Genomic DNA, 23,035 nt, shown 5'->3' on the forward strand with positions numbered 1-23,035 from the left:
CGTTTCGGCCCAGTCGGATACTTGACATAAGGCTCGAGCTATGGTTGAGGGTTTATCGTCCTGAAACTATCGGCCCGGCGTACGGCGAGCATCTGTTAGACGACAAGCTTTTTGGATCTAAGGAAGGCGAGAGCCCATGACGCCCCCGCACAACTACCTTGCGGTGATCAAGGTCGTCGGTATCGGCGGCGGCGGCGTGAATGCCGTCAACCGAATGATCGAACAGGGACTCAAGGGAGTCGAGTTCATCGCGGTCAACACCGACGCGCAGGCGCTGCTCATGAGCGACGCCGACGTCAAGCTCGATGTCGGTCGCGAGCTGACCCGCGGTCTGGGGGCCGGAGCCGATCCCGAGGTCGGCCGCAAGGCCGCCGAGGACCACAAGGACGAGATCGAAGAGGTGCTCAAGGGCGCCGACATGGTCTTCGTGACCGCGGGCGAGGGCGGCGGCACCGGCACCGGTGGCGCACCCGTCGTGGCCCAGATCGCCCGCAAGCTCGGCGCGCTCACCATCGGTGTGGTCACCCGCCCCTTCTCCTTCGAGGGCAAGCGCCGCAGCAACCAGGCCGAAGCCGGCATCCAGGCGCTGCGCGAATCCTGCGACACCCTCATCGTCATCCCCAACGACCGGCTGCTGCAGCTCGGCGACGCCGCGGTGAGCCTCATGGACGCCTTCCGCTCCGCGGACGAGGTACTGCTCAACGGTGTTCAGGGCATCACCGACCTGATCACCACCCCGGGTCTGATCAACGTCGACTTCGCGGACGTCAAGTCCGTCATGTCCGGTGCGGGCAGCGCCCTCATGGGCATCGGCTCGGCGCGCGGCGAGGGCCGCTCGGTCAAAGCCGCCGAGGCCGCGATCAATTCACCCCTGCTCGAGGCGTCCATGGACGGCGCGCACGGCGTGCTGCTCTCGATCGCCGGTGGCTCGGACCTCGGCCTGTTCGAGATCAACGAGGCGGCCTCGCTGGTGCAGGAGGCCGCGCACATCGAAGCGAACATCATCTTCGGAACGGTCATCGACGACTCACTCGGTGACGAGGTCCGGGTCACGGTGATCGCGGCGGGCTTCGACGGCAGCGGCCCGGCGCGGCGCATCGAACCCGCGGTCGGCCGCACCGGAACCACCACGTCCTCCTTCGGACGCGCCAGCGCCGGGGAGGTTGCCGCGCCCCGGGCGAGCGAATACACCGCGCGCACACCCGAACCGCCCGCGCCGCGGCCCGAACCCGTGGTGGCTCCGGTCGCCCCGGCGCCCGCCCCGATCTCCTCGCGCGGCCCCGCGCCGTCCTACGACGCGCCGCGGCCGGCGATCGATCCGACGATCAACGCCAACACCCGCGATCACATCCTGCCGTCGGACGACGACGAGGTCGACGTCCCGTCCTTCATGCGCCGGGGGCAGTGATCACCCGGCCCGGATGACCGTCCGGGCCGTCGCAAGCTTCACGCCGACATCCGCGGCCCGCACCGGACATCCGGTGCGGGCCGCCGGTTTTCCGGTGGACGCGCCCGCGCCGGGCCGATAACGCGTGGTCGAACTCCGGCCTTCTCGCTAACCTGGCGCCTGTGCGAGATGACGAGATCGAATTCCGGGGCCGCCGAGTCGAACTGGAACGCGGATCGGACACCGCGGAGTTCCGGGTCCTGGTGGACGGGCAGCCGATCCCCATGACGTACACCGAGACCGAGAGCTGGAACAGCAACACCACGCGCGGCACCCGCGCGGTACGCGAGCCCGCCCCGGCGCGGTGGGCGCGCGCGAGCGTCCCGCTGCCGGTGCCGCTGCGCCTGGACAGCTCGATTCACGACGACAGCCTGCGCGTGTCCATGCGGCTCGAGCACCACGCCGCCGAAGGACTCGGCACCGTCGTGCACAGCTCGGACACGGTGTACCTGCGATTCGGCCCGGACTGCGCGGCCGTCGAGGTGGACCTGAACCACTACACCGACACGTCGAGCTAGGGGTGGCGATGGACACCCGGTCACGAGATGGGTTGCGGGGAATTGGCCACTAGGCTCGACGACATGACTTCGGCAGCACCGCTCTTTCGGACCAGACGAGTGACGACCACCCGGACCGGCGGTGTCTCCGTCGCGCCGTACGACTCGTTCAACCTCGGCGATCACGTCGGGGACGATCCGGACGCGGTGCGGCGCAATCGAGTTCGCCTCGCCGAGAGCATCGGCCTGACGCCGGGGCAGCTCGTCTGGATGGAACAGATCCACGGCCGGAACGTGGAGATCGTGGACGGGCCGCGGGCCGAGCCCGTGCCTGCCACCGATGCGCTGGTGACCACCCGCCGCGATCTGGCCCTGGTGGTGCTGACCGCGGACTGCGTGCCCGTCCTGCTCTCGGACGACGAGGCGGGGGTCATCGCCGCCGTGCACGCCGGCCGGATCGGCGCACGCATCGGCATCGTGCCGCTCGTGCTCGAGGCCATGGTGTCCCTGGGCGCCGAGCCCGCGCGGATCGGCGCGTTCCTGGGACCGGCGGCCAGCGGCAGGCAGTACGAGGTGCCCGCGGCCATGCGCACGGACGTGGAGTCGCGCCTGCCCGGCAGCGCCACCACCACCGTGCGCGGCACCCCGGGCCTGGATCTGCGCGCGGGCATCCGGCGACAGCTGGAAGCGGCCGGCGTCGGCGGGGTAGCGGTCGACCCGCGCTGCACCATCGAGGACAAGACCCTGTTCAGCCACCGCCGCGGCGCGCCGACCGGCAGACTTGCCGGTGTGATTTGGATGTCATCGGAGGGGATCGCGGAATGATCGAAAACTCCGCCGCCGCAATCGGTTCCGACGAGGCGCAGATCACCTCCGCCGGTGATCGCGCCGCGGCCCTGGCGACCGCGCTGGCCGCGCTGACCGAGCGCATCGACGCAGCCTGCGCCGCCGCCGGGCGGGATCGGGACGCGGTGCGTCTGCTCCCGGTGACCAAGTTCCACCCGGCCTCGGATATCGAGATCCTCTATGGATTGGGCCTGCGCGAGTTCGGTGAATCGCGGGAGCAGGAGGCCGCGGCGAAGGTCGACGCCCTGCGCGCGTTGACCGGGGTGCGGTGGGAGTTCATCGGCCGGCTGCAGCGGAACAAGGCGAAATCGGTCGCACGCTGGGCGAATACGGTCTATTCGGTCGACAGTGACCGGCTGGCGAGCGCCCTGGACGCGGGTGCGGGCGCCGCCCTCGAGACGGGGGAGCGGACCGCGCCGCTGCGGGTGCTGCTCCAGGTGAGTCTGGACGAAGACCCCAAGCGGGGCGGTGTTTCCGACACGCGCATGCTGACCCTCGCCGATCAGGTCGAAAAGTCGGCATATCTGCAGCTCGCGGGCCTGATGGCGATCCCGCCGCTGGATCTGGAGCCGGATCGCGCGTTCGAGCGACTCGCCCAACTGCACAGTTCACTTTTGAGCACACATCCCGAGGCCAGAGACCTGTCCGCGGGTATGTCGGGCGACTTGGAGGCTGCGATCCGTCACGGTTCTACGTGCGTGCGTGTCGGTACCGCTTTGATGGGCGCTCGACCGATAACCTCGCCGTAGCAAAGAAACCTCATCAGTCACATATGAAACATATGCTTGGTGACAGACGAGGACTGAGCAGGACAACACCCCAGGCCAACCGGGGCCGAAGGAAGGTCGACCAGATGAGCGAGCGCAGCGAGCGGGACATGTACGCAGCCACGAGCGTGCTCGTGCTGGAGTCGAGCGCAGGCGAGGTGGAAGAATGAGCACGCTGCACAAGTTCAAGGCGTACTTCGGGATGGTCCCCCTCGAGGACTACGAAGACGACTATGTCGACGACCGCGCTCCCCGTGGCGCCGTCGACGAGCGTGCACCGCGCCGGTCCCGGCCCTACCCCGAGCGCGACTACGACCGCTACGAGCACGAGCGGTACGACGACGAGCCGGCGTATGTCGAGGCCGACCAGTACAAGCAGCCGTACAAGCCTCCGTACAAGCCCGCCTACGGTGTGTCGCGTCGTGACGAATACGCCGACGACTACTCCGACGACCGTGACCGCTACGACGCGCCGCGCCGGCCCACCCGCATCGACACCGCTCCGTCCAGCCGTACCCGGACCATGGCCGGGGGCGCGGGTGGCGCGGGGATGGTGCGCGGCACCACGCGTGGTGCGCTGGCGGTGGACCCGGAAGCCGAGCGCCGCATGGAAGAGCTGCGGATGGAGGAGCGCAGGCTGGAACAGCAGCCGCCGCGCCGTTCGCCGATCTTCGAGGACGGAGGCACCATGTCCAAGATCACGACGCTGCGCCCGCGTACCTACGCCGAGGCCGCCATCATCGGAGAGCGCTTCCGCGACGGCACCCCGGTCATCATGGATCTGGTCGAGATGAGCAACTCCGACGCCCGCCGCCTGGTGGACTTCGCCGCCGGTCTGGCGTTCGCGCTGCGTGGTTCGTTCGACAAGGTCGCGACCAAGGTGTTCCTGCTCTCGCCCGCGGACGTGGACGTCTCGGCCGAGGAGCGCCGGCGGATCGCGGAGAACGGTTTCTACAACCAGAAGTAAGCTGCCGCAACGGAAGTAACGGTTGTGGCAGCTCCGGGACGGGCGGCGACGACCAAAAGTAAACGGCTGCAACATTATGCGGTCGTGTAAACGGGGGTTTGCGAAGTAGTCGCTGCTGCCCGCCCGGAGAAAACTCGTTCCGATCCGCCGCGGACGATCACGGGTGTAGAGCGCGCGAAGATCACGCGAAGATCAAGGACGGTCTCTTATGGCCGACTTGTCGGATCCGGAGAATCCGGTCGATTCAGAGCCCAGAGATCCTAGCTGTGACATGGACGATGGCGGGTCTTATTTTGCAGGGCAGGGTTTCTGAGGCAGAGTGAACGTCGTGGCCCTGTTCCAGGTGTTGAACCTACTGCTGTTCCTCTTCTGGCTGCTGCTGATCAGCCGAGTCATCGTCGAGTTCATTCGCAGCTTCGCGCGCGACTGGCGGCCCACCGGGTTCGTCGTGATCGTGCTGGAGGTCATCTTCACGATCACGGATCCCCCGGTGAAACTTCTGAGGCGTTTGATACCTCCAGTGAATCTTGGGGGAATTCGACTCGATCTGTCGATTATGGTCCTGCTTTTCATCGTCTTCATCTTGATGTCGATCACGGGCTCGCTCGGGCAGTCGGTAGCTCAGGTGTGACAGAATGTCTTCCAGAAGAATGCTTGCCCAGATCTACCGCTAGATCTCCAACGAAGCGTGAAGGGATCGTTCCATGCCGCTGACCCCTGCCGATGTGCACAACGTCGCGTTCAGCAAACCACCGATCGGGAAGCGCGGCTACAACGAGGACGAAGTCGACGCCTTCCTCGATCTGGTCGAGCAGGAGCTCTCACGCCTCATCGAAGAAAACGCCGATCTGCGCCAGCGTGTTGCCGAGCTGGACGCGGAGCTGGCGGACGCCAAGAAGAACCGGGGCCCGGTCAACGCCGTGAAACAGGCGCCCGTGCCGGAGCCGCCCAAGGCCGCCCCCGTGGCGCCGCCGGCCCCGATGCCCGCGCCCGCCCCGATGCCGGTCAAGGCCGAGGCCCCCAGCGCGGACGCCAATCTACAGGCCGCCAAGGTCCTTTCGCTGGCCCAGGAGATGGCCGACCGTCTCACCTCCGACGCCAAGACCGAGGCCGAGCAGTTGCTCGCCAACGCTAGAGCGAACTCGGAGCGACTGGTCAGCGACGCGCGCACCCGTTCCGAGGCGATGATCGCGGACTCCCGCCAGAAGGCCGAGGCCATGCTGTCGGACGCGCAGACCCGCTCGGACAACCAGCTGCGCCAGGCCAAGGAGAAGGCCGACGCCCTGCAGGCCGACGCCGAGCGCAAGCACACCGAGATCATGGCGACCATCACCCAGCAGCGCAGCGTGCTGGAGAGCCGGATCGAGCAGCTCAAGACCTTCGAGCGCGAGTACCGGGTGCGTCTCAAGTCCTACCTCGAGTCGCAGCTGGAAGAACTGGAGAACCGTGGGTCCGCGGTGCCGGTCGACGGCGGCGAGTTCGGTGAAGGGGCTTCCGGGAACGGCGCACTCCTCAAGGGCGGCAAGTAGAGTCGTAACCACGGCCTTCGGTGCCGCGCTGACACTCCGCCGCGGGGCGGGCAGCGTGGCGCCGCCACCGTTTCGACTCGGACGCGAGGTGGTGTGAATGCTCGTGGTGACGCTCGTCCTCGCAGCCGTGGGTTTCGGCCTGCTGGTGACGGCCCTGACCACCGGTTCGGTGATCTGGGCGTGGGGGTGCATCGTGGTCTGCGTCCTGGGCGCGGTGCTGCTGCTGGTGAGCGCGCTCTCGCTCCGCGAGGACGATTCGGACTCCCAGTCCAATCCCGGCGGGCGCCATGCCAGGCACTAGCCCGGCAGGTGCGGCGAATAAACGCTGGACCCGGCCGGTTAGAATCTGAAGTAGTCATACGGCGTCGATCCGGCTATCACCGGGGAGCCTTCGGAAGAACGGCGTGACCTGCGGTCGCGCTCACTAGACCCGAACGGGTGAGCCCGTCACAGCTCGCAACGAGTGGTTCGGCCGCGTGCGGCCGGACAAGCGGGGTGGTACCGCGGTACGACGCACCAGGCGTCGCCATCGTCCCCGTGCCCACCGGGTCCCCGGACCCACTGGCACGAGGAGCTGACGCCGAGATGTCCGGCGAGAACCCGACCCAAGCCACCACCGCCTACCCGCGCGCCGATCTCGGCGTCGTGACGGGCCCGGTGTCCTTCCCCGAGCTCGAACAGCGCGTGCTCGCCTACTGGGCCGCCGACGACACCTTCCGCGCCAGCATCGAGAACCGTTCCGATGCAGCGGAATTCGTCTTCTACGACGGTCCCCCCTTCGCCAACGGGTTGCCGCATTACGGCCATCTCCTGACCGGTTATGTCAAGGATTTGATCCCACGATTCCAGACCATGCGCGGTAAGAAGGTCGAACGCCGCTTCGGCTGGGACACACACGGATTGCCCGCGGAAATCGAAGCCGAGAAGCAGCTCGGTATCACGGACAAATCACAGATCGATGCCATGGGCCTCGCGGAATTCAATGCCGCGTGCAAATCCTCGGTGCTGCGCTACACCGGCGAGTGGCGCAACTACGTCACCCGCCAGGCCCGCTGGGTCGACTTCGACAACGACTACAAGACCCTCGACCTCGACTTCATGGAGTCGGTGCTGTGGGCCTTCAAGTCCCTGTACGACAAGGGCCTGATCTACCAGGGCTTCCGGGTGCTGCCCTACAGCTGGTACGAGCAGACGCCGCTGTCGAATCAGGAGGCGCGCCTGGATGATTCGTACCGGATGCGCCAGGACCCGGCCGTCACCGTCGACATGGCGCTGCACGTGCCCGCCGAGCATCCCCTCGCGGCCCTGGACGGCGCGAACGCGCTGATCTGGACCACCACGCCGTGGACGCTGCCCTCCAACCTCGCGATCGCGGTGCACCCGGACGTCACCTACGTGCACCTGCGCGCGAAGGACGGCAAGCGCTACGTGCTTGCCGCCGAACGGGTCTTGCACTACGCGCGCGAGTTCGGCGAGGAGGCCGACGGTTTCGAGGTGCTGTCCGAGCACGCGGGCGCGGCCCTGGCCGGGCTGACCTACCGCCCGCCGTTCGACTTCTTCCTGGGGCACCCGAACGCGCACCGCGTCCTCGAGGCCGACTACGTCACCACCGACTCCGGTACCGGCATCGTGCATCTCGCGCCCGCCTTCGGTGAGGAGGACATGGACGTCGCCACCGCCAACGGCATCGAGATCGTGCAGCCGCTGGACGCCGGCGGCAAGTTCACCTCCATGGTGCCGCCGTACCAGGGCCTGATGGTGTTCGACGCCAACCCGGTCATCATCAAGGACCTCAAGGCCGCCGGAAAGCTGTTGCGGCACGAGACGATCGAGCACTCCTACCCGCACAGCTGGCGATCGGGCCAGCCGCTGATCTACATGGCGGTGCCGTCCTGGTTCGTGGCGGTCACCAAGTTCCGCGACCGGGCGCTCGAGCTCAACAAAGAGATCACCTGGGTGCCCGAGCACCTGCGCGACGGCCAGTTCGGCAAGTGGCTGGAGAACGCGCGCGACTGGAACATCAGCCGTAATCGCTTCTGGGGCGCGCCGATCCCGGTGTGGATCTCCGATGATCCGGCCTACCCGCGGGTCGACGTGTACGGCTCGCTGGACGCGCTCGAACGTGACTTCGGGGTGCGCCCGCAGGATCTGCACCGGCCCGGCATCGACGAACTGGTGCGCCCGAATCCCGATGACCCGACCGGGAAGTCGATGATGCGGCGCGTGCCCGAGGTCCTGGACTGCTGGTTCGAGTCCGGCTCCATGCCGTACGCGCAGGTGCACTACCCGTTCGAGAACAAGGAATGGTTCGAGGGCAACGGCGACGACAAGGCCGCGCACAGCCCCGGCGACTTCATCGTCGAGTACAACGGCCAGACCAAGGGCTGGTTCTACAACCTGCACGTGCTCTCGACCGCGCTGTTCGATCGCCCGGCGTTCAAATCGGTGGTGGCGCACGGCATCGTGCTGGGCGACGACGGCCTCAAGATGTCCAAGTCCAAGGGCAACTACCCGGACGTGAACGAGGTCTTCGACCGCGACGGCGCCGATGCCATGCGCTGGTTCCTGATGGCCTCCCCGATCCTGCGCGGCGGCAACCTCATCGTCACCGAGCGCGGTATCCGCGAGGGTGTCAGTCACGCGCTGCGCCCGCTGTGGAACGCCTGGACCTTCCTGGGGCTCTACGCCTCCGAGCCCGGGACCTGGCGTACCGACTCGGCCCATGTGCTCGATCGCTACATCCTGGCCAAGCTGGCCGCGACCCGCGACATCATGACCGACGCGCTCGAGGTCTTCGACATCGCCACCGCCGCCGAGGAATTGCGGTCGTTCGCCGACGCCCTCACCAATTGGTATGTGCGCCGGTCGCGTTCGCGCTTCTGGGAGGAGGACCGCGACGCGATCGACACCCTGCACACGGTGCTGGAGGTCGTGACCCGGCTGGCCGCGCCGCTGCTGCCGCTCATCACCGAGGTGATCTGGCGCGGGCTGACCGGCGGCCGGTCGGTACACCTGACCGATTGGCCGAGCGCGAGCGAGCTGCCGGCCGATCCGGAACTGGTCGCGGCCATGGACGAGGTGCGCGTGGTCTGCTCCACGGTGCTCGGCCAGCGCAAGGCGCAGAACCTGCGGGTGCGCCTGCCGCTGTCGGAGGTCACCGTGGCCGCCGAGGACGCCGAGCGGCTGCGGCCCTTCGCCGAGCTCATCGCGGACGAGGTCAACGTCAAGAAGGTCGACCTGACCACCGATGTGGCCTCGCACGGCCGCTTCGAGCTGGTCGTGAACGCGCGTGCGGCGGGTCCGCGCCTGGGCAAGCAGGTGCAGACGGTCATCAAGGCGGTCAAGGCGGGGGAGTGGAGCGAGTCGGCGGACGGTGTGGTCACCGCCGCGGGGATCGCCCTGCTGCCCGAGGAGTACACCCAACGCCTGGTGGCGGCCGAGCCCGATTCCACCGCCGCCCTGCCGGGCAATGCCGGTCTGGTGGTGCTGAATTCGGTGGTCACCGAGGAACTCGAGGCCGAGGGCTGGGCCCGCGACCTCATCCGCGATCTGCAGGAGACCCGCAAGTCGCAGGGCCTGGACGTCTCGGACCGGATCTCGGTGGTGCTCGAGGTGCCCGCCGAGCGGCTGGCCTGGGCGCAAACCCATCGCGATCTGATCGCGGGTGAAATCCTGGCCACCGCACTGACTTTCGGTGCGGCGGGCGCGGACGCGGCCGACATCGCCGGCGGCGTGCGGGCGGCGGTCAGCAAGAACTGACGCGTGTCACCGGGCGGGGCGGGGCCTTCGGGCTCCGCCCCGCCCGGCGTTCACGCCTCTCGCGGCGGTGTCGCTACGCAAAGGCAAGCGTGTAGCAATCTCCCCGTTATCAGTCGACTACTACCGCATTCGCGCGGATTTTGCAAGGTGAAATTCATCTCCGGGACACGCCGGAAATGGTCTTCTTGTGAAGCGTGTGACGTATGGGATAAACAGCTAACCGATAGCTATTTATTGATTCCGTGCAGTTGCGAGTTGTACCGCTGAAGGGCGAGTCCAATGACACGAAGACTGCTCCGCCGGATCGGATCCCTGACCGTCGCCGCCTCGGCACTGCTGTCCATGGGCGCCCTGTGCGCCGGTGTCGCGCATCCGGACACCGGCTCCGCCTCGGGGTCGTCCTCGGGTAGCGGCAGCGGGTCGGCCTCCGGAAGTGCCAGTGGCTCGGCACAATTGCCGATCACCAGCCCGCGCGCCATGGCGGCGCTGGCCCTGGCCAACACCCAGACCGGCAAGCCCTATCTCTGGGGCGGGGTCGGCCCCGACGCCTGGGACTGCTCCGGCCTGGTGCAGTGGGCTTTCCGCAGCGTCGGCATCGACATGCCGCGCACCACCTGGCAGCAGGCCGAAGTGGGCCTCTCGGTCCCGTTCGGCGCGCTGCAGACCGGTGACGTCGTCATTCTCAACGGCGATGCCTCGCACGTGGGCATCTACGCCGGCGGCGGGCACATCTTCAACGCCCACAGTCCCGGTGTGCCGGTGGGGCTGACCCCGCTGTCGGAGTTCGACATCTACGACATCCGCCGGTTCTACTGAGTCCGGCTGCCCGGCAACGGTTCCGGGCTACTCGACCACCAGTTCCACCGGGATGTTGCCCCGGGTGGCGTTGGAGTACGGGCACACCTGGTGGGTCGCCTCGATCAGCGCCCGCCCCTGCTCGTTGTGCAGGTGCTCGGGCAGTTCCACGCGCAGCACCACCGACAGTCCGAAACGCCCGCCCTCGAGGGCGTTCAGTCCCACCTCGGCGGTGACCGAGGCGTCGTCGGCCTCGAGCTTCATGCGCTTGGCGACCAGCTGCAGCGCGCTGGCGAAACAGGCCGAGTAGCCCGCGGCGAAGAGCTGCTCGGGGTTGGTGCCCGCGCCGTCGCCGCCGAGTTCCTTCTGCCGGGCCAGGGTCAGGTCCAGGATGCCGTCGTCGGTGAACGAGCGGCCGTCACGGCCGATCGAGGTGGCGACGGCGGTGTAGATGGGGGCCATGATTCCTCCAAGTAGACAGACTTGTCTGTTCAGGTGCTTCCCCAGGGTAGACAGATCTGTCTGCTATCGTCAAGACCATGAGCGCAGCCCGCGAACGCCTCCTGGATACGGCCACCCGGCTCTTCTACGCCGAGGGCATCCACACCGTGGGCATCGACCGCATCATCGCCGAGGCCGGCATCGCCAAGGCCACGTTCTATCGGCATTTCAAGACCAAGGACGACCTGGTCGTCGCCTACCTGACCCGCGAATACGACCGCCAGCGCGGCGCTCTGGCGAACCTGCCGGGCGAGGGCCTGGCCAACATCGACGCCGTGTTCGAGCAGTTGGGCGCGATCAGCTGCGGGCCCGGATTCCGGGGCTGCCCGTTCCTCAACGCGGCGGTGGAGTTCGCCGATCCCGGGCATCCGGTGCGCGCGGTGGTCGACGACTACCGGGACTGGTTCCGCGAACTCATGGCCGAACAGCTGCGCGCCGCCGGTCACGCGGATCCGGACCGGGCGGCGCGCGTGCTGTTGCTGGCCAGGGACGGTGTCGCGGTCAGCGGTGGACTGGCGGACGAGGAGACCGTGCGGGCGGGCATCCGCGCCGCGCTCGCGCAGCTCGCCGCCCGCTGACACCCGCCGCGGTCAGACCGCGACCGTCTCCTCCATCTCGTCCTCGGCCGCGTCGTGCGCCCGCGCCGGCGTCGAATCCGGCTGTGCCACGGCCCGATTCGCGCCCGCGCGCCGCTCGGCCGCCGCCGCCGCGATCATGAGCACCACGCCCGCGCCGAACCACGCGACCAGGCTCCCCAGTCGCCCGGCGAAGCCGACGCCGTCGAAGTAGAGCAGGCTGCGCGCGCCCTCCACGAAACCCGCGCCGTTCCAGAAGCCGTGCAGCGCACCGAAGAAGTCGTTCTGGAGCGAGGGACCGTACACGCCACCGGAACTGGTGAAGTTCAGCATGACGAACAGCACCATCATGACCAGCGTGGTCCAGCGCTTCAGGAAGGTGTGCAGGCCGATGCCCACGGCCAGGATGCCCGCCGAGTACAGCCACGACATGGCCCAGATCGCGCCGAAGTCGTGATCGACGATGTGGAAGACCGGTCCGGCGATGGCCAGCCCGATCAGGCTCACCGCGAGCGAGGCGGCCAGGCCGAACGCCGCGCGCACCCGCATCGACAGGCCCGCCCCGGCCGCGCCGATCGCGGCCACGCTGCCGTAGGAGCCGATGCTGAGGGCGACGAGCAGGAAGAAGATGCCCTGCGCGGTCGGGTCGCCCGGCGCGGGCACGGCCACGTCGGTGATGGTGAGCGGGGTGCCCTGCCGGTCGGTGACCCGGTGGAAGGCGGTTTCCACGGCCATGGCGGTGGTGTCCGACCCGGCGGTGGCGACCAGTAGTTCGGGCCGCTGGGCGTCGGGCACGTAGGCGCCCGCGATCTCGCGATCGCGCAGCTGCGTGACGGCCTCGTCGCGGCCCGGCACAGTGATGACGTCCAACGCGTGGCCGCCGGTGTCCTTCAGGGTCTGGGCCAGCACCTTGACCTGCGGGGAGTCGCCGACCACGGCGACCGCCAGCTGGTTGGGCGCGGGCTGGTGGAACGCGCCCAGGTAGGCCAGGCCCATGCCCAGGCACATGAGCAGCGGGGTCAGCAGGTGCAGGGCGACGTGCCGGATCTGCGGCGAGGCCATGTGTCACTCCAATGGTTGGTAAATACAACTATTCTTGGTTGTAGTCTACAACCATGGATTCCGAGGCGATATTTCCGCGGTCCGGCGACCGGGCCGGCGCGATCGAGGCGATCGGGCGCGAACTCACCGCGTTCGCCCGCCGGGCCCGGGGCCGGGCGGCCGAACTGCATCCGGAGTTGTCGCTGGTGGCGTCGAGCATCCTCGACCTGGTCATCGAACGCGACGGCTGCCTGTCCACCGAACTCGCCGGGCACTTCCACCTCGACAAATCCACCATGAGCCGCCAGGTCGCGGCCCTCGAGCGCCTGGGCTATCTGACCCGCGAGGTCGATCCCGGCAATCGCCGCAACCACGTGCTGCACGCGACCGCCGAGGGCCGCCGGGTCGCGCGCGCGGCGGCGCGTAGCCGGACCGCGGCGTTCACCGAGCGCTTCCACGACTGGGACGACGCGGACATCGCCCGCATGGCGGACTACCTGGCCCGCTACAACCGCGCCGATGAATGAGAGTGGGCCCCGGTATCGTTCGCCGGTCCGGGCGGATCGTCGGACCCGGTCCGCGTCCGGCCGCACGGTGACCGGCGCCCACGCACGGGGGCCGGCAGCGGCCACGCCCGAGTCGCGGCCCGCTCGCACCTACGCCGAGCCGGTGCGGCGGACCGGCGAATCAGGCCGTGGCGCTGGGGAATTGCGGACCGGCGGCGGGAAAATACCGCTCAGGCGGGCAGATCCAGGCCCTTGGCGAGCACCGGCCAGGAGTCGCGCAGCGCGTCCTCCCAGTACCCCCACGAATGGGTTCCGGGCTGGCTGATCTCGAAAGTCGCCGGAATGTCCAGCTCCTCCAGCTTGGTCTCCAGATTGCGGGCGCACCAGTCGCTGGCCGCCTCCAGGATCCCGCCGACCAGCAGCTGGCGCGCCAGGCCGCCGTCGAACGGGCCGAGGCTGCGGACATCGGCGATGTTGTCGTGCTTGCCGGGCAGCCCGCTGCCGTTGGAGACGTAGATCTCCAGCCCGCGCAACGCCTCCGCGTGCAGATACGGATCGTTGGCGGCCCACAGCGGATCGCCTTCGGGGCCATACATGTTCACCGGATTGCCGCCGCCGATGGTGACCACCAGCTCGGCGAACCGCCGCCCGATGGGATCGCTGATCTGCGCGCAGCCGCTGTACGCGGCCACGGCTTTGTACAGCCCCGGCTTGGCGATGGGCAACTGCAGCACCGAGGTTCCCGACATGGACATGCCGATGATGCCGCGTACGCCGTTGGTGCCCAGCGCCCCGTCGATGAGCGGCGGCAACTCCTCGGTCAGGAAGGTCTTCCACTTGTTGACCCCGAGGTAGGGATCCTCGGCCCGCCAGTCGGTGTAGTAGCTGAACGCGCCGCCGATGGGCATGACGACGTTGACGTTCTTGTCCGCGAAGAACTCCGGGGAATCGGTGTTGCGCTTCCAGGTCGCGGTGTCCTGGCCGCCGCCGGCGCCGTTGAGCATGTACAGCGCCGGGCGGGGGACCGAGGCGTCGGCGGGCCGCTGCACCTCGACGGTGAACACCTCGTCCATGGCCGCCGAGCGCACGTGCAGCACCAGGTTGCGCGCGTCGCGGATCTCGAAAGCGGTGATGGACGAGCCGTTTTCCGACACCGGCGTGGCCAGCAGTTGCGCGGTGCTCGTGATCGGGTCGCTCGTGCGGGGGGTCGCCACGGCCGGTGCCGCGCCGCCGGTGAGTGCGCCGACGAGACATCCGACCGTTACCGCGACCGCCATGACTCGCCTGCCCGCTGGGCGCACGACACCACTCCCTCTGATCGGCGAACGTTTCCGCCCGGTTACATCGCTGTAGCCGCCCCGATGTTTCGGGTTTCGACGGATTTCGCTTCGGCGTGTATGCGCACCGCTGACGCACTTGCGCCGAAAGGCTTGCCGATCAGGGGTTTTCTACTCCTCGACGAGCTGACGCAGCAGCGGGCCGTAGTCGGGATGGGCCAGCGCGGAGGCGAACTGGGCGACCAGGTAGTCGGCCGGGTTGCCGGTGTCGTACCACTTGCCGCGAATCACCTGGCCGTACACCGGGTTCTCGGCGGCGAAGATGTTGATGGCGTCGGTGAGATAGACCTCACCGGTGCCGTGGGTGTACCAATTGTCAACCTGGCGGCGCAGTTCCGCGATGATGCCGGGGGTGACCACGTAGCCGCCGATGGCCGCGTAGCTCGAGGGCGCGTCGGCGGGCTTGGGCTTCTCCTTCAGGCCGCTGATGCGCATCAGTCCGGCCTCGCCGTTCTCCTCCACCACCGGCACGCCGTAGCGCTGGGACTCGGAAGGGTCCATGGGCATGAGCGCCAGCACCGGCGCGCCGGTCTTCTCGTAGGCGTCGATGAGCTGCTGGGCGCGCGGCACCTCGGCGACGAAGACGTCGTCGGGCCACAGCACCAGCATCGGTTCGTCGCCCAGGGTGCGCGCGGCGTTGAGCACGGGGGTGCCGTTGCCGTAGGGGCCGTGCTGATCCAGGTAGGTGATGTGACCCAGCCTGCTCAGGTTGCCGACCTCCTCGACGGCGTCGGCGTAGGCGGCCTTGCCGTCGGCGCGCAGCTGGGCGACCAATTGCGGGTTGGGGCGGAAGTGATCCTGGATCAATGACTTTCCGCTGCTCACCACAATCGTGATGTCGGTGATGCCGGAGGCCACCAGCTCGCGCACGGTGTGCTCGATGACCGGCTTGTCGCCGACCGGGAGCATCTCCTTGGGAATCGCCTTGGTCAGCGGCAGCAGGCGGGAGCCGATGCCCGCTGCGGGAATCACGGCCTTGCGAATCGTCATGGTCCGATCATCACACACCGGCGCGTTCGTACCTGTCGGTAGCCGGGCGTAGATTGCGGGCTGTGACTGCCGCCGCCGATCCGATCGATACTGGTCACGGTGTTGTTTCGGGGTCCGCCGGCGCCGCGGCGGAACCGCCGCCCGCACGCGCGATTTCCCAGCGGACTCCCGGCGATCTCCCAGCCGCCCCGGTGCACCGCCCGGCCCGGCGCTGGGTCCTGCACATGGATATGGACGCGTTCTTCGCCTCGGTCGAACAGCTCACCCGCCCGACCCTGCGCGGGCGCCCGGTCCTGGTCGGCGGGATGGGCGGGCGCGGGGTGGTGGCGGGGGCGAGCTACGAGGCGCGGGTGTTCGGTGCGCGCTCGGCCATGCCCATGCATCAGGCCCGGCGCCTGGTGGGGGTGAACGGGGTGGTGGTGCCGCCGCGCGGTGCGGTGTACGCCGAACTCAGCTCGCAGGTGTTCGAGACCATGCGCACGCGGATCCCGGTGCTGGAACAGCTCTCCTTCGACGAGGCGTTCGGCGAGCCCGCGGAGTTGTCCGGCGCGACACCGGCCGAGGTGCTCGACTTCTGCGAGAGTCTGCGCGCGCTGGTGCTCGCTCGCACGGGGCTGGTGGCCTCGGTGGGCGCGGGCAGCAGCAAACAGCTCGCCAAGATCGCCTCCGACATGGCCAAACCCGATGGGGTGCGGGTCATCTCGCCCGCCGAACAGCAGGGATTCCTGGCCGCGCTGCCGGTGCGCAGGCTGTGGGGGATCGGCCCGGTGGCCGAAAGTCGTTTGCGCACGCTGGGAATCGAGACCGTGGGGGCGCTGGCCGCCCTGCCCGAATCCGAGGTGGCCTCGATCCTGGGCACGGGTATCGGGCCGACGCTGCACCGGCTGGCCCGCGGCATCGACGAACGCCCGGTGGCCGAGCGCGCGGAGGCCAAACAGATCAGCGCCGAGACGACCTACGAGACCGACATCGTCAGCCTCGCCCAATTGCGCCCGGCCATCGAGGCGATGGCGGCGTCGGCGCATCGGCGGCTCGGCGCGGACGGGCGGGCCGCGCGCACGGTGGTGCTCAAACTCAAACGCGCCGATATGAGCATCGTGACGCGGTCCTCGACCCTGCCCTACGCGACCGAGGATCTTGCGACGCTCACCGCGGCCGCCCAGCGCGCAGCCGTGGATCCGGTGCAGTTGGGCCCGATTCGCCTGGTGGGCGTGGGTTTCGCGGGGCTGTCCGAGATTCGGCAGGAGTCGCTGTTCCCTGAGCTCGATCAGCGGGTGATCGTCGACGAGCCCGGGTCGGACGAGCCCGCGGTTGTGCCGAGCGCGGTGGAACCGGTGGCCGCGCCGGTGGCGCGTTCCTATCTGACGCAGTCCTTCTATCCGGGGCTGGATGTCGAACATCCCGAGTTCGGGCACGGGTGGGTGCAGGGCGCCGGGCACGGGGTGGTGACGGTGCGTTTCGAGACCCGTTCCAGCGGCCCGGGCCCGGCGCGGACGTTCGCCGCCGCCGATCCCCTGCTCACCAAGGCGGACCCGCTCGGCAGCCTGCGCTAAACTCGGACAATGGGTGACTTTCGGACCAATAAGCGATTCGTGAGGATTCGGACTGAAAGTGTCGCGGCACCCGCCGCGGAGGCGGTTGTTCACCCGCCGCGTGTGTAGCCTGGCCGTCGGGCAGCGTCGCCGGTCGATGCGCTGTCGTAGTCCAACGGACCTACTCGAACGCAAAGGACGAGCAGTTGAAGCTTCAGAAGACTGGACGTATCGCGATCGCCACCCTGGCCGTGGTGACCACCCTCGGGCTCTCCGCCTGCGGCAGTGGTGACAAGGAAACCAAGCCCGTCAAGACCACCACCGCCGCGACCACCGCCGCGTCTCAGAACTTCCCGCCGGCCCCGAGCGTGGCGGACCTCAACGCGCAGCTGCAGAAGGCCCTGGACCCGAGCGTTCCGAACGAAGAGAAGCTCGACATGATGCAGGGCGTCGAGGCCGATCCGACCCTGCCGCAGCGCCTGTCCGACGCGTACCAGCAGAACAACGCCAAGGTCGAGGTGACCGGCGTGACCGATCTGGGCAACGGCACCCTCACCGCGGACGGCCAGTTCTCGATCAACGGCGGCGCGCCGAACCCGGCGGTCGTGCCCTTCGTCGCCGAGGACGGCAAGTGGAAGGTCCAGAAGGAATGGATCTGCAACGCGTTGTCCCTGGTCAACCAGACTTCCCCGGCCTGCGCCTGATCCACGCGCGGCCGGACACGGGCCCGTCACTCGCTGGAGTGACGGGCCCGTTCGCATCCGGGTGACGCCGGCCATGTTCGGCGCCCGGACCGGGCCGCGTCACCTCTGCCGATCATTCGACCAGGTCAGCGCGACCCGATCGTGACCGGGGCGCGGGTTCCCAGGATTCCCCCTTACTATCGGCGATCGTGACGGACGTGATGGAGAAGGCGGGGCGTGATTCCGCCGGGCGAGCCGGGCCCGAGAACGGGGCCGGGGCACGCACTGGATGGGAACGACCGCTGGCTCTGATCGCGGGTTTGATCGCGGTACTGGCCGCGGTGGCGGTGCCGTTGCTGCCGATCACCGTCGACTCCGCGACGCTGTCCTGGCCGCAGGACGACTCGGCGCGGAGTGTGGAGGCGCCGCTGGTCTCCTACGCCCCGCTGACCTTCGACGTCACCGTGCCGTGCGCGGCGGTGAACCAGCTCGCCGCGACCGGCGGCACACTCGTGGCTACCGCTCCCGACGGCGCGCCGGACCTCGAGCGGTACGGCTTCGTGGCGCGGGTGACAGCGCCCGGGGTTGCCGGTGACGGGACGAGCGCCCCCGGCAAACTCGAAGCGGTACTGCAGAATCAGACGCTGCTGAGCGTGCCGCTCACCGAACTGCCCGCCGACTGCGCGCTCACCGTGCGGTCGGGCATGACGAGTTCGGTGGCCACCCTCACCGGATCCACCCTGACCCCGGTCACCCTGAACGGTGACTACCGGCCGCAGGTGGTCGGCATCTACAGCGATCTGACCGCGCCCGCGGGGACCGTGGTGAATTCGCAGCTGGACAGCCGCTTCTCCTCGCACCCGGGGCTGCTCAAGCGCATCGCCATCTGGACCGCGATCCTGGGCACCATGGTCGCGCTGTTCGCGCTGTACCGGCTCGATCGCCGGGACGGCCGCGTCCGGCGGCGCTTTCTGCCCCGGCACTGGTGGACGATCACGCCGGTCGACGGCGCGGTCATCGGCGTGCTGGTGCTGTGGCACTTCATCGGCGCGACGACCTCCGACGACGGCTACCAGTTCGGCATGGGCCGCACCTCCATCGCGGCCGGCTACATGGCCAACTACTTCCGCTACTTCGGCGTCCCCGAAAACCCGGTCGGCACACCGTATTACGACCTGCTGGGGCAGATGGCGCAGCTCTCCACAGCAAGCCCGTGGATGCGCCTGCCCGCCCTGCTCGCGGGCATCGTGACGTGGCTGGTGATCAGTCGCGAGGTGATTCCGCGCCTCGGCGCGCGCGTTCGCCTCGACCGGGTGGCGGTGTGGACCGGCGCGCTGGGCTTCCTGGCGGTCTGGCTGCCCTACAACAACGGCCTGCGGCCCGAGCCGATCGAGGCGCTGGGCGTCCTGCTGACCTGGGTGTCGGTCGAACGCGCGATCGCCACCCGCCGGGTGCTGCCGTACGCGATCGCCGGGCTCATCGGCGCGTTCACCGTCACCGCCGGACCCTCGGGCATCATCTGTCTCGCGCCGCTGCTGGCCGGAATTCGGCCGCTGTGGCGGGCGGTGAACGCGCGCGCCACGGCCATGAGCGCGCCGGTCGCCCCGGGCGCGGGCGTGTTCGCCGTCCTGCGGGCGCGCGGGTTCAGCTATCTCGCGCTGCTCGCGCCGGTGGGCGCGGCGGGCGTGGTGGTGCTGGCGGTGGCGTTCGCCGATCAGCCGCTCGCCGCCATGTTCGAGATGCAGCGGGTGCACGAGCTCGCCGAGCCGTATGTCAAGTGGTACAACGAATATCTGCGCTACCAGTACCTTTTCATGCCGACCATCGACGGTTCGGTGGCGCGTAAGTTCGGCATGTTCATGCTGTGGGCGGGCCTGATCGCGTGCGCGGTGGTGCTGCTGCGCAAGGGCGGGCGGATTCCGTTCACCGCGGCCGGGCCGGCCCGGCGACTGCTCGGCACCAGCGTCGGGGTCATGCTGCTGATGGCCACCACCCCGACCAAGTGGACCCATCACAACGGCGTCTACGCCGGATTGGCCGGTGCGGTGGCGGTTCTCGCCGCCGTGGCGGTCGGGCCGCGGGTCATGCGCTCGCCGCGCAACCGGGCGCTGTTCGCGGCCGTGCTCGCCTTCGTCATGGCCATCGCCTTCTCCAGCATCAACGGCTACTGGTACGTGTCGAACCACGGGATTCCCTGGAACGACAAGCCGGTGGTGCTGGCCGGGATCGGGCTGAACAATCTCTTCCTGCTCGCCGCGCTCGCGTTGCTGGCGCTGGCGGGCTGGTTCCACGTCCGCGCACCGGAACCGGTGGGCCCGCACCGCATCTCGCGGCGCGCCTGGCGGGTGGTGGCGCTGCCGCCGCTGACGATCATCGCCGCGTTCATGGTGCTGTTCGAGATCGCGTCGATGGCCAAGGGCGCGGTGGCGCAGTATCCGGCCTTCTCGCTGGCCAAGTCGAATGTCAACGCGCTGATAGGTAATGCCTGCGGGCTCGGGCACGAGGTGCTGGTGGAGTCCGATCCGAACCAGGGCATGCTGGTCCCGGTGACCGGGGATGCCTTCGCCGCCTTCGGCGCCGAGGCCGTGGGCTTCGTACCCGGTGGTGTGGCAACGGATCTGACCGCGGACGACGAGGTGGATTCCAGCGCGATCACGACCGCGGTCACCGAGGAGGCCGACGAGGTCGCCGGAACGACAACGGCCGCACTGCCGTTCGGCCTGAACCCGGCCACCACGCCGGTGCTCGGCACCTTCGGCACCCAGGAGGCGTCCGCCTCGCTCACCACGGGCTGGTACCACCTGCCCGCAGTCGCCGATCGCTCCGGGCTGATCGCGCTGTCCGCGGCCGGTCGCATTCGCTCGTTCGACAAGGACGGGATCGCCTCGGGCGGGCAGACCGTCGAGATCGAGTACGGCACGGCCGATTCCGGCGGCGCGCTGCGTCCGCTGGGCCGGGTGACGCCGATCGACATCGGCCCGGTGCCGACGTGGCGCAATCTGCGGGTGCCGTTCACCGATATCCCCGCCGAGGCCACGGTGATCCGGGTGCTCGCCACCGACACCAGCCGCGACGGCAAACAGTGGGTGGCGCTCACCCCGCCGCGCATGCCGCGGACCCGCACGCTGCAAGACGCCGTCGGTTCCACCGCGCCGGTGCTGCTGGATTGGGCGGTGGGACTGCAGTTCCCGTGCCAGCGGCCCTTCGACCACCGGTACGGCATCGCCGAGACCCCGGAGTACCGGATCCTGCCCGATCGCGGCGGGGCCAAGGACACCAACAGCTGGCAGGGTCACGCCGGCGGCGGCCCGCTGGGCTGGAGCCACATGCTGCTGCTGGCCCAGACCCAGTCCACCTACCTGAACAACGCGTGGCGCAGCGACTGGGGCGAGCTCCAGCGCTTCATCCGGATCGACGACACCGCGATCCCGGCCCGCCCCGAGGTGACCCCCGAAACCCGTTCGGGCACCTGGAGTCCGGGGCCGATCAACGTGACGGGCTGGCAGTAGGACCGGAACCGCCGCTACGGCCCGGCTTCGCCGCGGAGTTTGCGGACCTGGGCGACCGTGAGGGCGGTCAGCTGCTGGGGGTCCGGCTCCGTCGCGCCGGACATGGCGATCTGGACCACGGTGGGGCCGACCAGGGCCAGGCTCACGGCCGAGTGGAGGGTGAAGCCCTGGCTCGTGGTGACCACGCGGTAGGCGGTCGCGGCGTCGCCGGCGGTGGGCTGGTCGAGGCCGCCGACCCGGAACTCGATCGTGGCCGACGGGTCGGCGGCATCGGTGCCGGAGAAGCTCGCGCACTCGCGCAGCAGCGTCTGCACGGCGGTGAAGGCGCGGCCCGCGCCGTCCCCGGCGTAGGCGGCGGCGTCGATGTCGATACTGGCGAAATCCAGTCCGCCGAACGTGGCGGTCGCCCGCGAGGCCGCGTCGGGGGCCTGCTCGGCGACGGGCGCGAGCACCTTCGCGCAGCGCGCCGGATCGGTGTTCGAGCCCGACCCGCTGCTGCTGCCCACGGCCGGATCGGGCAGGGCCGCATATCCGTTCGGCAGCGCCTTCGCGTCGAGGATCGCCGCGCGCAGCGCGGGGGAATCGGGAACCGGACCCCCGGCCGCCGCCGTGGGCGGCGTCACCGCCGGGCCCAGCGGCGGGACCGCGGGCGCGGCGTCGTCCTCGCCGCAGGCGGCCAGGGTCAGCGCCAGCACGCCGGTGAGCGCCGCGACGGTGGTGCGGGCGCGTGGGATCGCGCGCGTCGTGCCCGGTGTGGTGTTCACGCGCCCCACTGCACCTGCGTCCGAAGCGTCTGGCGCAACGTCACATTGCTGTGCGGGTCCCGGTAGGTCTGGTTGCCGCCCACTTCGACCGAGCCCGAAACCGGCAGCGGCAGGCCGAGATCGACGGTGATCACGCCGTTGCCGTGCATGAGGTAGTCCATGATCTCGAGCTGCCCGGCCTCGTTGGGCAGGTGCCACACCGTCGATTTCGGGGTCTGGGTCACGTCGAGGGAGATGGTGAGCAGGTTGCCGTCGCGGTGGGTGAGCGTGGCGGTGGTGACCTGTTCGAGCGGCACGCTGCCCGAGACCTGCTGGCGCACGGTCCACACCGCGCCCTCGCCGACCGGCTCGTCCGGGAAGGCGATGGACTGGTACACCGCCTGATAGAACGCCTGCTCCAGGGCGGCGCGCGCGGCGTCGGAGGTGGCGGGCTTGGGTGCCATGCGCAGCGCGGTGATCGCGCCCATCTCGCTGATGTCGAATCCGGCCCGCGAGCCGTCGGCGGTGAGCAGCGCCTGGGCGAGGGCGGGATCGGGGGAGGTGACGCTGCCCAGGGTCAGCTCGACGCCGTCGGTGCCGGCCTCGGCGGTGAAGGGAATGGTCACCCCGGGCGGTGAGAAGTCGCGTACCGCCTGGGAATTGATCTGCTGTTCGATGTGGTGATCGGTGCGCAGGGTGACCTGCTGGGTGGTGCCGGTCTCGACCAGGGGCCGCAGCCGGGCCCGGGGTTCGGCGCCGGCGTCGATGACGGTGGTGGTCACCGCCGCGATGGGCATGGTCACCTCGTTGCCGATGCCGACGATCGGTTCGGCGCCCTCGCCGTCGGTCGTGGTCTCCGACCCGGCGCTACACCCGGCGCTGAGCGCCGAGAAGGCGACGGCGAGCACCATGAGCAGCACACTCGATCGAGGATTCCGATGACCCGGGCGCGTTCGGCCGGTATGGCCGGAACAGCGTGCGGTGGCAGGCGCCGAGCTGGGGGATGAAGAC

At 69.2% G+C, this 23,035-nt stretch carries 21 protein-coding genes; 15 read left to right on the forward strand and 6 right to left on the reverse strand.

What is annotated here, in order from left to right; all coding sequences use genetic code 11:
- The first annotated feature begins 136 nt into the window (after positions 1 to 136).
- The 10 genes from ftsZ to ACWIGI_RS18870 all read left to right on the forward strand — a co-directional run bounded on the left by ftsZ (position 137) and on the right by ACWIGI_RS18870 (position 10,628).
- Positions 137 to 1,408: a cell division protein FtsZ gene (ftsZ, locus tag ACWIGI_RS18825; RefSeq protein WP_454203685.1), complete on the forward strand. Its 1,272-nt coding sequence runs from the start codon at positions 137 to 139 to the stop codon at positions 1,406 to 1,408.
- A gap of 161 nt (positions 1,409 to 1,569) precedes the next feature.
- Positions 1,570 to 1,965 (forward strand): hypothetical protein, encoded by a 396-nt coding sequence (locus ACWIGI_RS18830; RefSeq protein WP_454203686.1) that lies wholly within the window; start codon positions 1,570 to 1,572, stop codon positions 1,963 to 1,965.
- Between the two features lie 63 nt (positions 1,966 to 2,028).
- Positions 2,029 to 2,769 (forward strand): peptidoglycan editing factor PgeF, encoded by a 741-nt coding sequence (gene pgeF, locus ACWIGI_RS18835; RefSeq protein WP_454203687.1) that lies wholly within the window; start codon positions 2,029 to 2,031, stop codon positions 2,767 to 2,769.
- Complete coding sequence (locus ACWIGI_RS18840; RefSeq protein ID WP_454203688.1) at positions 2,766 to 3,539, forward strand: YggS family pyridoxal phosphate-dependent enzyme; 774 nt, start codon at positions 2,766 to 2,768, stop codon at positions 3,537 to 3,539. The genes pgeF and ACWIGI_RS18840 overlap by 4 nt, the downstream gene beginning before the upstream one ends.
- Before the next feature lie 184 nt (positions 3,540 to 3,723).
- Positions 3,724 to 4,524, forward strand: coding sequence for a cell division protein SepF (locus ACWIGI_RS18845; protein ID WP_454203689.1), 801 nt, complete (start codon positions 3,724 to 3,726; stop codon positions 4,522 to 4,524).
- Positions 4,525 to 4,852: 328 nt separating this feature from the next.
- Entirely contained in the window at positions 4,853 to 5,155 is a 303-nt protein-coding gene (locus tag ACWIGI_RS18850) for a YggT family protein (RefSeq protein ID WP_181585602.1), read from the forward strand.
- Between the two features lie 73 nt (positions 5,156 to 5,228).
- Positions 5,229 to 6,053: a DivIVA-like cell division protein Wag31 gene (gene wag31 / locus ACWIGI_RS18855; RefSeq protein WP_454203690.1), complete on the forward strand. Its 825-nt coding sequence runs from the start codon at positions 5,229 to 5,231 to the stop codon at positions 6,051 to 6,053.
- Between the two features lie 97 nt (positions 6,054 to 6,150).
- A complete protein-coding gene (locus ACWIGI_RS18860; protein ID WP_454203691.1) occupies positions 6,151 to 6,354 on the forward strand; it encodes a hypothetical protein in 204 nt (67 codons plus the stop codon).
- Positions 6,355 to 6,638: 284 nt separating this feature from the next.
- Positions 6,639 to 9,812 (forward strand): isoleucine--tRNA ligase, encoded by a 3,174-nt coding sequence (gene ileS / locus ACWIGI_RS18865; RefSeq protein ID WP_454203692.1) that lies wholly within the window; start codon positions 6,639 to 6,641, stop codon positions 9,810 to 9,812.
- A 279-nt stretch (positions 9,813 to 10,091) separates the two neighbouring features.
- Positions 10,092 to 10,628 carry a C40 family peptidase gene (locus tag ACWIGI_RS18870; RefSeq protein WP_454203693.1) on the forward strand — a complete coding sequence of 179 codons (537 nt, stop codon included), beginning with the start codon at positions 10,092 to 10,094 and terminating at the stop codon, positions 10,626 to 10,628.
- Positions 10,629 to 10,655: 27 nt separating this feature from the next.
- Here ACWIGI_RS18870 and ACWIGI_RS18875 read toward each other — a convergent pair whose 3' ends face one another.
- Complete coding sequence (locus tag ACWIGI_RS18875; protein WP_454203694.1) at positions 10,656 to 11,069, reverse strand: organic hydroperoxide resistance protein; 414 nt, start codon at positions 11,067 to 11,069, stop codon at positions 10,656 to 10,658.
- Positions 11,070 to 11,146: 77 nt separating this feature from the next.
- Between ACWIGI_RS18875 and ACWIGI_RS18880 the strand changes: the two genes are divergently transcribed.
- Positions 11,147 to 11,686: a TetR/AcrR family transcriptional regulator gene (locus ACWIGI_RS18880; protein ID WP_454203695.1), complete on the forward strand. Its 540-nt coding sequence runs from the start codon at positions 11,147 to 11,149 to the stop codon at positions 11,684 to 11,686.
- A 12-nt stretch (positions 11,687 to 11,698) separates the two neighbouring features.
- Here the strand turns inward: ACWIGI_RS18880 and ACWIGI_RS18885 are convergent, their stop codons facing one another.
- Positions 11,699 to 12,745 carry a hypothetical protein gene (locus ACWIGI_RS18885; RefSeq protein WP_454203696.1) on the reverse strand — a complete coding sequence of 349 codons (1,047 nt, stop codon included), beginning with the start codon at positions 12,743 to 12,745 and terminating at the stop codon, positions 11,699 to 11,701.
- Positions 12,746 to 12,798: 53 nt separating this feature from the next.
- Between ACWIGI_RS18885 and ACWIGI_RS18890 the strand changes: the two genes are divergently transcribed.
- Positions 12,799 to 13,251: a MarR family winged helix-turn-helix transcriptional regulator gene (locus ACWIGI_RS18890; RefSeq protein WP_454203697.1), complete on the forward strand. Its 453-nt coding sequence runs from the start codon at positions 12,799 to 12,801 to the stop codon at positions 13,249 to 13,251.
- Between the two features lie 209 nt (positions 13,252 to 13,460).
- Here ACWIGI_RS18890 and ACWIGI_RS18895 read toward each other — a convergent pair whose 3' ends face one another.
- Both ACWIGI_RS18895 and ACWIGI_RS18900 read right to left on the reverse strand, forming a co-directional pair.
- Positions 13,461 to 14,507 (reverse strand): alpha/beta hydrolase, encoded by a 1,047-nt coding sequence (locus tag ACWIGI_RS18895; RefSeq protein WP_454203698.1) that lies wholly within the window; start codon positions 14,505 to 14,507, stop codon positions 13,461 to 13,463.
- 171 nt (positions 14,508 to 14,678) lie between these two features.
- Positions 14,679 to 15,557, reverse strand: coding sequence for a UTP--glucose-1-phosphate uridylyltransferase (locus tag ACWIGI_RS18900; RefSeq protein ID WP_454203699.1), 879 nt, complete (start codon positions 15,555 to 15,557; stop codon positions 14,679 to 14,681).
- Positions 15,558 to 15,748: 191 nt separating this feature from the next.
- Here ACWIGI_RS18900 and ACWIGI_RS18905 point away from each other — a divergent pair, with 191 nt between their 5' ends.
- The 3 genes from ACWIGI_RS18905 to ACWIGI_RS18915 all read left to right on the forward strand — a co-directional run bounded on the left by ACWIGI_RS18905 (position 15,749) and on the right by ACWIGI_RS18915 (position 21,281).
- Complete coding sequence (locus ACWIGI_RS18905) at positions 15,749 to 17,110, forward strand: DNA polymerase IV (RefSeq protein WP_454203901.1); 1,362 nt, start codon at positions 15,749 to 15,751, stop codon at positions 17,108 to 17,110.
- Positions 17,111 to 17,295: 185 nt separating this feature from the next.
- The gene (locus tag ACWIGI_RS18910; RefSeq protein WP_454203700.1) at positions 17,296 to 17,793 is read left to right on the forward strand and encodes a hypothetical protein; all 498 of its coding nucleotides are present in this window, start codon (positions 17,296 to 17,298) and stop codon (positions 17,791 to 17,793) included.
- 200 nt (positions 17,794 to 17,993) lie between these two features.
- Positions 17,994 to 21,281, forward strand: a complete 3,288-nt coding sequence (locus ACWIGI_RS18915) for an arabinosyltransferase domain-containing protein (RefSeq protein WP_454203902.1) — start codon at positions 17,994 to 17,996, stop codon at positions 21,279 to 21,281.
- Between the two features lie 14 nt (positions 21,282 to 21,295).
- Here ACWIGI_RS18915 and ACWIGI_RS18920 read toward each other — a convergent pair whose 3' ends face one another.
- Both ACWIGI_RS18920 and ACWIGI_RS18925 read right to left on the reverse strand, forming a co-directional pair.
- Positions 21,296 to 22,045, reverse strand: a complete 750-nt coding sequence (locus tag ACWIGI_RS18920; RefSeq protein ID WP_454203701.1) for a hypothetical protein — start codon at positions 22,043 to 22,045, stop codon at positions 21,296 to 21,298.
- Positions 22,042 to 22,935: a hypothetical protein gene (locus tag ACWIGI_RS18925; RefSeq protein WP_454203702.1), complete on the reverse strand. Its 894-nt coding sequence runs from the start codon at positions 22,933 to 22,935 to the stop codon at positions 22,042 to 22,044. Before ACWIGI_RS18925 ends, ACWIGI_RS18920 begins: the two co-directional genes overlap by 4 nt.
- Between the last annotated feature and the right edge of the window lie 100 nt (positions 22,936 to 23,035).

It is taken from the genome of Nocardia sp. NPDC055321 (assembly GCF_053645575.1).

What these genes read in the sequence shown, in the direction of transcription:
- ftsZ (WP_454203685.1), top strand. Translation starts at nt 137, where the DNA reads ATGACGCCCCCGCACAACTACCTTGCGGTGATCAAGGTCGTCGGTATC.
- pgeF (WP_454203687.1), top strand. Translation starts at nt 2,029, where the DNA reads ATGACTTCGGCAGCACCGCTCTTTCGGACCAGACGAGTGACGACCACC.
- ACWIGI_RS18840 (WP_454203688.1), top strand. Translation starts at nt 2,766, where the DNA reads ATGATCGAAAACTCCGCCGCCGCAATCGGTTCCGACGAGGCGCAGATC.
- ACWIGI_RS18845 (WP_454203689.1), top strand. Translation starts at nt 3,724, where the DNA reads ATGAGCACGCTGCACAAGTTCAAGGCGTACTTCGGGATGGTCCCCCTC.
- wag31 (WP_454203690.1), top strand. Translation starts at nt 5,229, where the DNA reads ATGCCGCTGACCCCTGCCGATGTGCACAACGTCGCGTTCAGCAAACCA.
- ACWIGI_RS18860 (WP_454203691.1), top strand. Translation starts at nt 6,151, where the DNA reads ATGCTCGTGGTGACGCTCGTCCTCGCAGCCGTGGGTTTCGGCCTGCTG.
- ileS (WP_454203692.1), top strand. Translation starts at nt 6,639, where the DNA reads ATGTCCGGCGAGAACCCGACCCAAGCCACCACCGCCTACCCGCGCGCC.
- ACWIGI_RS18870 (WP_454203693.1), top strand. Translation starts at nt 10,092, where the DNA reads ATGACACGAAGACTGCTCCGCCGGATCGGATCCCTGACCGTCGCCGCC.
- ACWIGI_RS18875 (WP_454203694.1), bottom strand. Translation starts at nt 11,069, where the DNA reads ATGGCCCCCATCTACACCGCCGTCGCCACCTCGATCGGCCGTGACGGC.
- ACWIGI_RS18880 (WP_454203695.1), top strand. Translation starts at nt 11,147, where the DNA reads ATGAGCGCAGCCCGCGAACGCCTCCTGGATACGGCCACCCGGCTCTTC.
- ACWIGI_RS18885 (WP_454203696.1), bottom strand. Translation starts at nt 12,745, where the DNA reads ATGGCCTCGCCGCAGATCCGGCACGTCGCCCTGCACCTGCTGACCCCG.
- ACWIGI_RS18890 (WP_454203697.1), top strand. Translation starts at nt 12,799, where the DNA reads ATGGATTCCGAGGCGATATTTCCGCGGTCCGGCGACCGGGCCGGCGCG.
- ACWIGI_RS18895 (WP_454203698.1), bottom strand. Translation starts at nt 14,507, where the DNA reads ATGGCGGTCGCGGTAACGGTCGGATGTCTCGTCGGCGCACTCACCGGC.
- ACWIGI_RS18900 (WP_454203699.1), bottom strand. Translation starts at nt 15,557, where the DNA reads ATGACGATTCGCAAGGCCGTGATTCCCGCAGCGGGCATCGGCTCCCGC.
- ACWIGI_RS18915 (WP_454203902.1), top strand. Translation starts at nt 17,994, where the DNA reads ATGGAGAAGGCGGGGCGTGATTCCGCCGGGCGAGCCGGGCCCGAGAAC.
- ACWIGI_RS18925 (WP_454203702.1), bottom strand. Translation starts at nt 22,935, where the DNA reads ATGGTGCTCGCCGTCGCCTTCTCGGCGCTCAGCGCCGGGTGTAGCGCC.